The 12,863-nt window shown below is 31.3% G+C and carries 14 protein-coding genes; all 14 read left to right on the forward strand.

Annotation, left to right across the window (positions count from 1 at the left end; all coding sequences use genetic code 11):
• Positions 1-4 precede the first annotated feature (4 nt).
• On the forward strand, positions 5-1,315 hold the full coding sequence (der, locus tag NSU06_RS06505) for a ribosome biogenesis GTPase Der (protein ID WP_017176288.1): 1,311 nt from the start codon (positions 5-7) through the stop codon (positions 1,313-1,315).
• A gap of 14 nt (positions 1,316-1,329) precedes the next feature.
• Positions 1,330-2,328 carry an NAD(P)H-dependent glycerol-3-phosphate dehydrogenase gene (locus NSU06_RS06510; protein WP_340779636.1) on the forward strand — a complete coding sequence of 333 codons (999 nt, stop codon included), beginning with the start codon at positions 1,330-1,332 and terminating at the stop codon, positions 2,326-2,328.
• A gap of 168 nt (positions 2,329-2,496) precedes the next feature.
• Positions 2,497-2,769 carry an HU family DNA-binding protein gene (locus NSU06_RS06515; RefSeq protein ID WP_002449794.1) on the forward strand — a complete coding sequence of 91 codons (273 nt, stop codon included), beginning with the start codon at positions 2,497-2,499 and terminating at the stop codon, positions 2,767-2,769.
• Between the two features lie 188 nt (positions 2,770-2,957).
• Positions 2,958-3,539: a heptaprenyl pyrophosphate synthase subunit A gene (locus NSU06_RS06520; protein WP_017176290.1), complete on the forward strand. Its 582-nt coding sequence runs from the start codon at positions 2,958-2,960 to the stop codon at positions 3,537-3,539.
• Positions 3,539-4,240 carry a demethylmenaquinone methyltransferase gene (locus NSU06_RS06525; RefSeq protein WP_017176291.1) on the forward strand — a complete coding sequence of 234 codons (702 nt, stop codon included), beginning with the start codon at positions 3,539-3,541 and terminating at the stop codon, positions 4,238-4,240. Before NSU06_RS06520 ends, NSU06_RS06525 begins: the two co-directional genes overlap by 1 nt.
• Positions 4,241-4,269: 29 nt before the next feature.
• On the forward strand, positions 4,270-5,226 hold the full coding sequence (locus NSU06_RS06530) for a polyprenyl synthetase family protein (protein WP_017176292.1): 957 nt from the start codon (positions 4,270-4,272) through the stop codon (positions 5,224-5,226).
• Between the two features lie 123 nt (positions 5,227-5,349).
• Positions 5,350-5,802, forward strand: a complete 453-nt coding sequence (gene ndk / locus NSU06_RS06535) for a nucleoside-diphosphate kinase (protein WP_017176293.1) — start codon at positions 5,350-5,352, stop codon at positions 5,800-5,802.
• Positions 5,803-6,031: 229 nt separating this feature from the next.
• On the forward strand, positions 6,032-7,198 hold the full coding sequence (gene aroC, locus NSU06_RS06540) for a chorismate synthase (protein ID WP_017176294.1): 1,167 nt from the start codon (positions 6,032-6,034) through the stop codon (positions 7,196-7,198).
• Between the two features lie 38 nt (positions 7,199-7,236).
• Positions 7,237-8,301 carry a 3-dehydroquinate synthase gene (gene aroB, locus NSU06_RS06545; protein WP_037541037.1) on the forward strand — a complete coding sequence of 355 codons (1,065 nt, stop codon included), beginning with the start codon at positions 7,237-7,239 and terminating at the stop codon, positions 8,299-8,301.
• A gap of 10 nt (positions 8,302-8,311) precedes the next feature.
• Positions 8,312-9,610, forward strand: coding sequence for a 3-phosphoshikimate 1-carboxyvinyltransferase (gene aroA / locus NSU06_RS06550; protein WP_049415988.1), 1,299 nt, complete (start codon positions 8,312-8,314; stop codon positions 9,608-9,610).
• 6 nt (positions 9,611-9,616) lie between these two features.
• Positions 9,617-10,861 (forward strand): tetratricopeptide repeat protein, encoded by a 1,245-nt coding sequence (locus NSU06_RS06555; protein WP_049415985.1) that lies wholly within the window; start codon positions 9,617-9,619, stop codon positions 10,859-10,861.
• A gap of 14 nt (positions 10,862-10,875) precedes the next feature.
• Complete coding sequence (locus NSU06_RS06560) at positions 10,876-11,415, forward strand: YpiB family protein (RefSeq protein WP_017176298.1); 540 nt, start codon at positions 10,876-10,878, stop codon at positions 11,413-11,415.
• 25 nt (positions 11,416-11,440) lie between these two features.
• Entirely contained in the window at positions 11,441-12,058 is a 618-nt protein-coding gene (locus tag NSU06_RS06565) for a DUF1405 domain-containing protein (RefSeq protein ID WP_049415982.1), read from the forward strand.
• A gap of 27 nt (positions 12,059-12,085) precedes the next feature.
• A complete protein-coding gene (locus NSU06_RS06570; RefSeq protein WP_017176300.1) occupies positions 12,086-12,784 on the forward strand; it encodes a zinc metallopeptidase in 699 nt (232 codons plus the stop codon).
• The last annotated feature ends 79 nt before the right edge of the window (positions 12,785-12,863 follow it).

The following is a 12,863-nucleotide window of genomic DNA, read 5'->3' on the forward strand; positions in this document are numbered from 1 at the left end:
GCTTATGACTAAACCTATTGTAGCAATTGTAGGTAGACCTAATGTGGGTAAGTCTACAATTTTTAATAGAGTAGTAGGTGAACGTGTATCAATTGTTGAAGATACTCCAGGTGTTACGCGTGATCGTATTTATTCTTCAGGCGAATGGTTAACACATGAATTTAATATCATTGATACTGGAGGCATCGAAATCGGAAATGCACCTTTCCAAACACAAATAAGAGCTCAAGCAGAAATCGCTATTGATGAAGCAGACGTAATTATCTTTATGGTAAATGTAAGGGAAGGTCTCACTCAAAGTGATGAAATGGTAGCTCAATTACTTTATAAATCAAAAAAACCTGTTGTTTTAGCAGTAAACAAAGTAGATAATCCTGAAATGAGAAGTGATATTTTTGATTTTTACTCTTTAGGTTTTGGCGATCCTTATCCAATTTCTGGTTCACATGGTTTAGGTCTAGGTGATTTATTAGATGAAGTCGTTAAACATTTTAAAGAAGAAGATAGTGATCCATATGATGATGACACTATTCGTTTATCTATTATTGGTCGTCCAAATGTGGGCAAATCTAGTTTAGTAAATGCCATTTTAGGTGAAGAACGTGTTATTGTATCAAATGTAGCAGGTACAACTCGAGATGCTGTAGATACTGAGTATAGCTATGATGGACAAGATTATGTGTTAATAGATACAGCAGGTATGAGAAAAAAAGGTAAAGTATATGAATCAACTGAGAAATACTCTGTATTAAGAGCTTTAAAAGCAATTGAGCGTTCAAATGTGGTGTTATTAGTTATTGATGCCGAAGAAGGAATTATTGAACAAGATAAGCGTGTTGCTGGATATGCTCATGAAGAAGGAAAAGCAATGGTGATTGTCGTAAATAAATGGGATGCTGTAGAAAAAGATACTAATACCATGAAAAAATTTGCTGACGATGTACGTAATCAATTTCAATTTTTAGATTATGCACCTATCGCTTTCGTATCGGCAAAAGAGCGACTACGATTAAAAACACTTTTCCCTTATATTAGAGAAGCAAGTGAAAATCACAAAAAACGTGTTCAAAGCTCAACACTTAACGAAGTAGTAACAGATGCTATTTCAATGAATCCTACACCTACAGATAAAGGTAGACGTTTAAATGTCTTCTATACTACTCAAGTGGCTATTGAACCACCAACATTTGTTGTATTTGTAAATGATGTTGAGTTAATGCATTTTTCTTATAAACGCTATCTCGAAAATCAAATTAGAGATGCATTTGGTTTTGAAGGAACGCCTATTCATATCATCCCTAGAAGAAGAAACTAAGAGGAGAGATTAAGATGACTAAGATTACGGTTTTTGGTACAGGAAGTTTTGGTACTGCATTAGCAAATGTTTTAGCAGAGAATGGCCATTTAGTTTTAATGTGGGGGAAAAATGAAAATACTGTAGATGAAATCAATCACTCTCATCAAAATAAACGGTACTTGAAAGACGTAACATTAAATGAAACGATTAAAGCAACAAGTCAATTAGAACAAGCAGTTAATTTTTCAGATATATTTTTAATTGCTTTACCTACAAAAGCAATTAGGAATGTTGTGACTGAAATTGATCAACATATTAAAACTAAAAAAACGTTTATTCACGTTGCAAAAGGTATTGAAAATGAAACATTTAAACGTGTATCAGAAATGATTGAAGATTCAGTATCTAAGAACCATAAAAATGGCGTAGGGGTACTATCTGGACCAAGTCATGCTGAAGAAGTTGTAATTAAACAACCCACAACTGTTGCAGCTTCGTCAAAAGATGAACACATAAGTAAACTTATTCAAGATTTATTCATGAATGATTACTTAAGAGTATATACTAATAATGATTTGATAGGAGTAGAACTAGGTGGTGCACTTAAAAACATTATTGCTGTAGCAAGTGGTATTGTTGCTGGAATGGGTTATGGTGATAATGCTAAAGCGGCTTTAATGACAAGAGGTTTAGCTGAGATTAGTCGACTAGGTGAAAAGCTAGGGGCTGATCCTATGACTTTTCTAGGTCTTGGTGGCATTGGTGATTTAATTGTAACGTGTACGTCTACTCATTCAAGAAATTATACTTTGGGATATAAATTAGGAAAAGGTAAAACGACTGAAGAAGCACTTAACGAAATGAATATGGTTGTTGAGGGAATTTACACAACAAATTCAGTATATCATTTAGCGAAGTCTCAAAATGTTGATATGCCAATAACCAATGCTTTATACAAAGTATTATTTGAAGATAAACCAGTGAAAGATAGCGTGAAAGATTTAATGGGGCGAGATAAAAAAGCTGAATAAAGTGTAATTTTGCTATTTAACACAAATATTTTATAAAATTATTCACGAAATACTGACAATTCAACGTTTTAAGTATATAAATCGTTGCGGTAAAGGGAATTATTGTGTTAAAGTCATACCATAATGATATAAATTTATCATTATCATTCATCCGGAGGTGAACTCATAATGAATAAAACTGACTTAATCAATGCGGTTGCAGAACAAGCTGATTTAACTAAAAAAGAAGCTGGTTCAGCAGTAGATGCTGTTTTCGAATCAATTCAAAACTCACTTTCTAAAGGTGAAAAAGTTCAATTAATTGGTTTCGGAAACTTCGAGGTACGTGAACGTGCTGCACGTAAAGGACGTAACCCTCAAACAGGTAAAGAAATCGAAATTCCTGCAAGTAAAGTTCCAGCATTCAAAGCTGGTAAAGCATTAAAAGATGCTGTAAAATAATTTACTTAAAAAAGCCCTATAAGGGCTTTTTATTTTATATATTGTTTAATTCTAAATACATATGTTTTATTTATAATTGTACAATTCACTGTGAAGCGACTATGAAGTTATTTTCGTCATAAGCACTATATTTTATTTTTATGAATATAATGTTAATATGTATATTGATACTAACGTGAGGTGTGAACATGGAAAGAACATTAAGCAAATTAAATAGACAAATTACTCAAAGGCTTAAAGGAATTAATGAATATGAAGCAATTCACATTAATAAAGGATTAAGTGATGTTTTAGATCATTTTAATATTCCAGAAAATGCTAAACTTGCCTGCCTCACTATTGATACTTCAATGAAGCATCTAGATGATATTTCTAAAAATAAATTATCTAAGAAATCAATTCTAATTGGTGACTTATTAAGTGCTCATTTTTATACTTTAATATCTGAAATTGGTGATGTATCATATCAAAGACTAATGAGTGAAGCGATTATCAAATCTAATGAGCTTAAAACTTCATTGCATCATCATTCACTCGAGCGTCATGATATATATAAGGCTGTGTTAGATATAGAAACACTTTTCCCTTTTATAACTATTTCTCATTTTACAGATATTGAGATCTCTCAATATGAAATATTTGAAAAATTATTTAATGGGGTACATCAATATTATCCCTCTTATTTAAGTGAATATGATGAAGATGAAATCAACCAAATTATTAAACATATAAAGCAAAGCGATAAAGAGAAAAGTAGAGGTAATAATTAATGACTGAAAATAATGCAAAAAAAGAACAAGTTCATACGGTTTTTCAAAATATTTCTAAAAAATATGATCGATTGAACAATATAATAAGCTTCGAACAACATAAAATATGGCGTAAACATGTAATGAAAGATATGAATGTGTTACCTGGAAGTAAAGCACTTGATGTATGTTGTGGTACAGCAGATTGGACCATTGCTTTAAGTAGAGCAGTAGGACCTAATGGAGAAGTTACAGGTTTAGATTTCAGTGAAAATATGCTTGAAGTTGGTAAAGAAAAAACTAAATCAATGCCTAATATTCACTTAGTGCACGGCGATGCTATGAATTTACCATTTGAAGATAACACATTCGATTATGTAACCATTGGTTTCGGTTTAAGAAATGTGCCTGATTATTTAGCAACATTAAAAGAATTAAATCGCGTATTGAAACCAGGCGGTATGATTGTATGTTTAGAAACAAGTCAACCAACATTACCCGTATTTAAACAAGTTTATAAACTTTACTTTAAATTTGTGATGCCTATTTTCGGGAAGTTGTTTGCTAAATCTAAGGAAGAATATGAATGGTTACAACAATCTACATTCAATTTTCCAGATAAAACTAAATTAAAGCGTTTATTTGAACAGGCTGGTTTCAGTCATGTAAAAGTTCGTAGCTTTACAGGTGGCGTTGCTGCAATGCACCTTGGCTATAAATAGAAAGTTCTACTAAATAAAAGGTGATTAATGTGGCAAAGTTAAGTATGAATAGTGAAATTAAAAATGTTGAAAAGCGTTTAAAAAATGCTATTAAAAGTAATGATTCTGTATTACAAGAAGCAGCATTTCATTTATTATCTTCGGGTGGCAAACGAGTGCGTCCAGCATTTGTTCTTCTTAGTAGTCAGTTTGGACCAAAAAAAATTACTGAAGATACGTATCATGTTGCAGTAGCTTTAGAATTAATTCATATGGCAACACTTGTGCACGATGATGTGATTGATAAAAGTGATAAACGTCGTGGTAAATTGACGATTGAAAAAAAATGGGATGTTACTACCGCTATCCTAACTGGCAATTTCTTACTAGCTTTAGGTTTAAAACAACTTTCTAAAATTGAAGATCATCGTGTTCATACTATTATTTCTAACGCAATTGTTGATGTTTGTAGAGGCGAGCTCTTCCAATTCCAAGACCAATTTAATAGTCATCAAAATATTACGAACTATTTGAGACGTATTAATAGAAAAACGGCGTTGCTTATTCAACTTTCAACGGAAGTTGGTGCAATAACATCACAAGCTGATAATGAGACGATTCGAAAATTAAAAATGATTGGTCATTATATTGGAATGAGTTTTCAAATTGTAGATGATATTTTAGATTTTACAAGTACTGAGAAAAAATTAGGTAAACCTGTGGGTAGTGATCTAATGAATGGCCATATTACATTACCAGTTTTATTAGAGATGAAAAAAGACCCGGTTTTCAAAAAACAAATTGCTGAGTTATCACACCTGACAAATAAAAATCAATTTGGCCCACTTATTGATCAAATCAAGAATTCAAATAGTATCACACAATCTCAAGAAGTGAGCGATCACTATTTAAATAAAGCACTCGACTTAATTGATCAATTAGAGGAACCAAATGCTCAAAATTTATTTAGAAAGCTTATTAAAAGAATGCGATCTAGAAATACTTAAAAATAGAAAAAAGTTGAAAGCGCTTTAACAACCTGTTAGTATTTAGTAGTAGTAGTAGGTTGTTTTCTATTAAATGTATTTATACATATTAAATCAATTTTTTTAATTAGGGGGATTTGTATAATGGAACGCACTTTTTTAATGATTAAGCCAGATGCAGTACAACGTAATTTAATAGGAGAAATTATTTCTAGAATTGAAAGAAAAGGTTTAAAAATAGTTGGCGGTAAATTTATAATTCCAACTAAAGATACTGTTAACGTACATTATGCTGAACATACAGAGAAGCCGTTTTTTCATAAACTTGTTTCATTTTTAACTTCTGGACCTGTGTTTGCCATGGTTGTTGAAGGAGAAGACGCAGTTGCGGTATCTAGACATATTATCGGAAAAACAAATCCCACTGAAGCCGATCCCGGTACTATAAGAGGCGATTATGGTTTAACAGTAGGGAGAAATATTATTCACGGATCAGACTCTGTAGAATCTGCTGAAAGAGAAATCAATTTATGGTTTAATGATGATGAAATATATAGCTACGAAGCTATTAGGGAAAATTGGCTTTATGAAGAATAATTTTTTAAAAGTGGAATAAACTGGAATTTATTTTCCATTCAACCATTGACTGCCAACATGTTAGAAAGTACCTAAGACAACAGTTGTCTTAGGTACTTTTTTATATGAAATTATTTGAATTTTCAAACACCAATTATTCTACACTAGTTATGTAATTTCGTTGAATATGATATGATAACAAATAATACATAATACTATTTAAAGTGGTAAAGGAAAGGAGCTATTATTCATGAGATATTTAACTTCAGGAGAATCCCATGGTCCACAACTAACAGTAATTATTGAAGGTGTTCCAGCTAACTTAGAAATGAGAGCTGAGGAGATAAATAAAGAAATGTTTAAGCGTCAAGGTGGCTACGGTAGAGGACGTCGAATGCAAATTGAAAAAGATGCAGTAGAAATTGTTTCTGGTGTAAGAAATGGCTTTACTTTAGGTAGTCCAATTACAATTGTAGTTAAAAATGATGATTTTACTCATTGGAGAAATATTATGGGTATTGAACCAATTAGTGACGAAGCACGAGAAAATATGAAACGTACAATTACAAAGCCAAGACCTGGTCATGCAGACTTAATTGGCGGTATGAAATATAATCATCGTGATTTGAGAAATGTACTTGAACGTTCTTCTGCAAGAGAAACAGCTGCACGCGTAGCTGTAGGAGCAGTGTCCAAAATTTTACTTTCTCAACTAGACATTCATATGTATAGTCGTGTTGTAGAAATTGGTGGAATTAAAGATGAAGGGTTATACGATACAGAAACATTTAAACAAAATATCGATAAAAATGATGTACGTGTGATTGATGAATCGATTGCTCAAAAAATGAGAGATAAAATTGATGAAGCTAAAAAGGAAGGCGACTCTATAGGTGGCGTAGTTCAAGTTATGGTTGAAAATATGCCAGTTGCAGTAGGTAGCTACGTGCATTATGATCGTAAACTCGATGGACGTATTGCGCAAGGTGTTGTAAGTATTAATGCCTTCAAAGGTGTCAGCTTTGGTGAAGGGTTTAAAGCTGCTGAAAAACCTGGAAGCGAAATTCAAGATGAAATTTTATATCATTCTGAAAGAGGTTATTATAGAGGATCTAATCATTTAGGTGGCTTTGAAGGTGGAATGACTAATGGTATGCCTATCATTGTAAATGGCGTTATGAAACCTATTCCAACTTTATATAAACCTTTAAATTCTGTAGATATTAATACTAAAGAAGATTTTAAAGCAACTATAGAACGTTCAGATAGTTGTGCAGTTCCAGCAGCAAGTGTTGTTTGCGAGCATGTCGTTGCTTTTGAAGTTGCTAAAGCTCTTTTAGAAGAATTCCAATCTAATCATATCGATCAACTTAAAGAACAAATTGAAGAACGTAGAAAGTTAAATATAGAATTTTAAACATCTTTTTTAATTAACCTTTAGAAATGAGGTATATCATGCAATTACAAACCACATATCACAGTAATAATTATCCAATTATTGTAGAACATCATGCATTTAAATATTTATCCGAATATATTCAAGATTACGATAAAGTATTCTTAATTATAGATGAATTTGTTGATTTTAATTTTAGAGATAAATTTGAAACAATATGTCACAATTCAAACATTCAAAAAGTTATCGTTCCTGCCGGCGAAAAAATGAAAACGTTTAATCATTATCAAGCTATCATGGAACAACTACTAGGAATGAATCTTACTCGTAATACTTGTTTAGTTGCTATAGGTGGTGGAGCCACAGGAGATTTTACAGGATTCTTAGCTTCTACTTTATTAAGAGGTGTTGATTTTATACAAGTACCTACAACAATATTAGCGCATGACTCAAGTGTAGGAGGTAAGGTTGGAATAAATTCTTCCCATGGTAAAAATCTTATAGGCGCATTTTATAGACCTAAAGCAGTCATATATGATTTGGATTTTTTAAAAACTTTACCTTATCATGAAATTTTAAGTGGATACGCTGAGGTGTATAAGCATGCTTTATTGACTGGCACAGTTGCTACAGAAGATATTGAAAAACACTTTTCAGATAGAAAAACACTTGAATCACTTAAAGATATGGATCAATTTATTTTTAAGGGCATAAAAACAAAACTAAACATTATTATAAAAGATGAAAAAGAAAGTAATGTTAGAAAATATTTAAATTTAGGTCATACCTTTGGACATGCAGTAGAATATAAGTATAAAATACCTCATGGTCATGCCATTATGATTGGGATGATTTATCAATTTATTGTGGCAAATCATCTTCTTGGCACACAATTTGATATTCAACATTATATTAATTATATGAATCAATTAAATTATCCGCTGGATTTAATCCAGCAGATTGATTTTGAAGAAATGTATCAATATATGTTATCAGATAAAAAGAATAATGGTGAAGGTATTCAAATGGTTCTACTCGAGAAATTAGGCAAACCTAATGTATATCATGTAGAAAAAAATATATTGAAGCAATCATTTAAACAACTACAATTATTAGTAGAGTAGGTGAAATACTGTGACAACAAGTCAAATAATAGATATTCATGGTCCATTAAAGGGTGAGATAGAAGTACCCGGAGATAAATCTATGACGCATAGAGCAATTATGCTATCGTCACTCGCTAAAGGTAAATCAATTATTGAACAACCGCTTCTAGGTGAAGATTGTTTACGTACGATTGAAATTTTTAAACTCTTAGGTGTGGAGATTGAAATTGAAGAACATCGTCTTATTGTTAATTCTCCAGGATATCAACATTTCAATATACCACATCAAACGTTATATACTGGAAATTCTGGTACAACAACGCGCTTACTTGCTGGTCTTTTAAGTGGATTGGGCATAGAGTGTGTTTTATCTGGAGATGCATCGATAGGAAAACGACCTATGAATCGTGTTTTAAGACCTTTAAAATTAATGAATGCAAATATTAACGGTATTGAAAATAACTATACACCACTTATTATTAAGCCTTCAGCCATTAATGGCATCAATTATCAAATGGAAGTCGCAAGTGCTCAAGTTAAAAGTGCAATTTTGTTTGCAAGTCTATTTTCAAAAGATGCATCACAAATTACAGAATTAGACATAAGTAGAAATCATACTGAAACGATGTTTAAACATTATCAAATTCCAATACAAGTAAATCAAAAAGTGATTACAACATCTCCTTATGCTATAAGCAATATTCAACCTAAAGACTTTGTAGTACCAGGAGATATTTCTTCGGCCGCTTTCTTTATTGTAGCTGCTTTGATTTCTCCTGGAAGTGATATTACAATTCATAATGTTGGCATCAATCCTACACGTTCAGGTATTATAGATATCGTTGAACAAATGAATGGTAACATTGAGTTATTTAATGTTACAGAATCTTCAGAACCAACTGCGTCGATTAGAGTTCAGTATACGAACGACTTGAAACCCATCACAATTGAAGGAGATTTAATTCCTAAAGCAATTGATGAATTGCCAATTATTGCTTTGTTATGCACTCAAGCTTCTGGTACAAGTATGATTAAGGACGCAGAGGAATTAAAGGTAAAAGAAACTAATCGTATTGATACAACTGCAGATATGCTTAATTTACTAGGTTTTAAATTACAAGCTACTGAGGATGGATTAATTATTCATCCCTCTAAATTAACTAGAAATGCTATAGTAGATAGCTTAACTGATCACAGAATTGGCATGATGCTTGCAGTCGCATCTGTTTTAAGTGATTCACCATTAACGATACGTCAGTTTGATGCAGTAAATGTATCATTCCCTGGTTTCTTGCCGAAATTAAAGCTTTTAGAAAATGAGGGATAAAATATTATGGAAGATATCTATAAATTAATAGACGATATCAATCTTCAAAAAATAGATCATTTAGATACACGTGTAAATGAAGCATTAACTTCCAATAATGATGATGCTTTATTTATTTTAGGAGAAACATTATATAACTTTGGATTAACACCTCAAGGTCTTGAAGTGTTTAGAACGTTATATCATAAGTATCCAGATGAAAGTGAACTATTAATTTATTTTATCGAAGGGCTTATGTCTGAAAATCAGACAGACGAAGCATTAGAATATTTAAATCAAGTTGAATTGTCACCTGAAAAATTAATGTTAGAAGCCGACTTATATCAACAAATCAATATGACTGAAGTTGCTATTGATAAATTAACTGAAGCGCGTGAATTAGAACCTAATGACCCAATTATTCATTTTGCTTTAGCAGAATTACTTTATTTTGATGGACAATACCTTCGTGCTACACGAGAATATGAAGTTGTTTTAGATACAGGCGAATATGAAATAAATGGAATTAATTTATTTTCAAGAATGGCTGATTGTGCGTTACAAAGTGGAAATTATAGTGATGCTATACAGTTATTTGATGAGATTAGTGAAGATGAAATGATCTCTGATGACTTTTTCAAAAAAGCTATCGCATATGAAAAAAATGATCTAACTCAAGAAGCTATAAAAATTATGACTACACTTCTTTCTAAAGATCCAGACTTTATTCAAGGTTACTTTTATTTACAATCTTTATATGAAAATGAAAAAAATTATCCAGATGCGATTGAAACAGGTAAAGAAGGGTTACGTCTTAATCAATTTTATAAAGAGCTCATGGTTTCTACCGGTAGTTTAGAAATTGAACATGGAGATGCGAATGAGGGGGTAGAACTTCTTAAAAAAGCACTTGAAGTAGATAATGCTTACCATGAACCTTTACTTATCTTAAGTGATTTATTCCGCCAAGAAGAAGATTATGAAGCCATCATTTCACTCCTATCTTATGTAGATGAAGAAGATCTTGACCCTGTCTTTATGTGGCACTTAGCACATGCATATGGGGAAGAAGAAAGAGATACTGAAGCCCAACATTTCTATGAATTGGCTTATCCGACATTGAAATCTCAGAGTTTATTCTTAAGCGATTATTATTTTTATTTAATTGAAATTGGCCAAAAAGATAAAGCTAAAGTATTGCTTAACGAGTTATTAATCATTGATCCAACTAATGAAACTTGGAATGAAGAATTGAGTAGATTGAATGACTAGAGTGGGTGTTAAAATTGAATGACACATTAGTTAAAATGAAACAAAGCTATATTGAATATGCTTTGTTTCATTATCATTTTAAGTCCAGAATTAGTGTGTGGCTATTAAATTATTTAAAAGCTTCACCGCTAAAATTAAATTGTAGTCATTTTGTAAATAAGAAAATTAAAAGTCATATAACCCTTGAAATTGGCCTAAAACACTCCAATTTCTCTGCAATTAAATTAACAAAAGACGATCAAACATTAATTAATACAAATGAAATATTCAATTATATAGCTTCTAAAGATATTTGTATTGATATATTCATTCACTTTGAATACAACGATGAGCAAGATTGGCGATTAAATGAGCTCATAATTCAACAATTAATATATTCTGATCAATATCTTGCATATCTTAATAATATATATCACTTAAATCTTGATCTAAATAAAAAGTATTCATTAATCGAACAATTAGAACATCATATCGATGTAAGTTTACAAATGAAAGATCAACAACGCTTTTATCAATTATCACAAATTTTGAGTGTATTAACTCATCACTCATAGATCAAAATTAAAGGAATTATAACTTATGCCTACTTTAAGACAACTATGGGAATTATCATTATATCAACGTTCCATACTCGTAATATTGCTTATATGTAATGTTTTAGGTACCATTTATGGTTTTATATGGTATGGTAATCAATTACTTAAGACACAATGGCATTATCTAATTTTTGTACCAGATAGTCCTATTGCATCGCTATTTTTATGTATATCAATTTGTTTAATAATTTTAAATAAACAAAATAGTATTATTGAAGGACTAGCATTTGTAACTTTATTTAAATATGGTTTATGGGCTGTCATTATGAATTTTATAATGATAATTAATAATGATGATATAACTATTATGAATGTATTTTTAATTATTAGTCATGGAATTATGGTACTTGAAAGTATCTATTTTTATCCACGATTCAACATCTCTATGCTCAGTTTGTTTATCTCTATGATATGGGTATTTAACAATGATTATGTAGATTATATATTAAAGAAATATCCTTATTATGATTTTATACAGCAACACGTTCATTTAGTTGCTTTTATCGCGCTATGGCTAAGTATTATATCACTTATGCTTTATTATAATTTTAATAAATTAATAAAGGTTAAATTATTTGATAAAAAAATCGATAGTCAGTAGAATATGATTAAAGGAGAGTGAAATTGATTGTCTATAGTGTCTTATATTATATATATCGTCATTATTATGCTCATTCCAATGTGGGCTCAACACAAAGTAAAATCAAATTATGAAAAATATTCACAGGTAAGATCAACAAGTGGTAAAACTGGTCGTGAAGTAGCAGAAGAAATTCTTCATGCTAATGGAATTTATGATGTAGATGTAGTTAAGGGCGAAGGCTTTTTAACAGACCACTATGATCCAAATAAGAAAGTAGTTTGTTTATCTCCTGCAAACTTTGACCGTCCTTCAGTAGCTGGTACAGCTATTGCGGCACACGAAGTTGGACACGCTATTCAACACCAACAAGGTTATGCATTTTTACGTTTTAGAACTGCTTTAGTACCGTTAGCAAATATTGGTAGTTCATTAAGCTACATCGTTATTATGGCTGGTATCTTTTTAACAGCATTAGGTAGCGCTTTTGGCTCAACTGCATTATGGATTGGTGCTGGGTTAATGTCATTAGCAGTTTTATTCTCAATCGTGACATTACCAGTTGAATTTGATGCAAGCTCAAGAGCTATGAAACAAATTACTGCACTTAATATTGTGAATGAAAAAGAATATAAACATGCGAGAAAGGTATTATCAGCAGCAGCTATGACTTATGTAGCAGCAACAGCTACAGCTGTAGCCGAACTTGTTAGAATTATTTTACTGGCACGTGCAAATGATAACTAAAATACCTTTATAAACTAACTTAAGTTTAAATCTTGTATAATAACATTTAAGATTTTCAAATAGTTATACCGAGCGAAAT

Origin of the sequence: Staphylococcus sp. FSL W8-1270, assembly GCF_038007165.1 — a bacterium.
In the GTDB taxonomy this organism is placed as follows: domain Bacteria; phylum Bacillota; class Bacilli; order Staphylococcales; family Staphylococcaceae; genus Staphylococcus; species Staphylococcus hominis.

Coding starts and splice junctions, on each gene's coding strand:
- NSU06_RS06515 (WP_002449794.1), top strand. CDS start 2,497: ATGAATAAAACTGACTTAATCAATGCGGTTGCAGAACAAGCTGATTTA.
- ndk (WP_017176293.1), top strand. CDS start 5,350: ATGGAACGCACTTTTTTAATGATTAAGCCAGATGCAGTACAACGTAAT.
- aroC (WP_017176294.1), top strand. CDS start 6,032: ATGAGATATTTAACTTCAGGAGAATCCCATGGTCCACAACTAACAGTA.
- NSU06_RS06525 (WP_017176291.1), top strand. CDS start 3,539: ATGACTGAAAATAATGCAAAAAAAGAACAAGTTCATACGGTTTTTCAA.
- NSU06_RS06555 (WP_049415985.1), top strand. CDS start 9,617: ATGGAAGATATCTATAAATTAATAGACGATATCAATCTTCAAAAAATA.
- NSU06_RS06520 (WP_017176290.1), top strand. CDS start 2,958: ATGGAAAGAACATTAAGCAAATTAAATAGACAAATTACTCAAAGGCTT.
- NSU06_RS06510 (WP_340779636.1), top strand. CDS start 1,330: ATGACTAAGATTACGGTTTTTGGTACAGGAAGTTTTGGTACTGCATTA.
- der (WP_017176288.1), top strand. CDS start 5: ATGACTAAACCTATTGTAGCAATTGTAGGTAGACCTAATGTGGGTAAG.
- NSU06_RS06565 (WP_049415982.1), top strand. CDS start 11,441: ATGCCTACTTTAAGACAACTATGGGAATTATCATTATATCAACGTTCC.
- aroB (WP_037541037.1), top strand. CDS start 7,237: ATGCAATTACAAACCACATATCACAGTAATAATTATCCAATTATTGTA.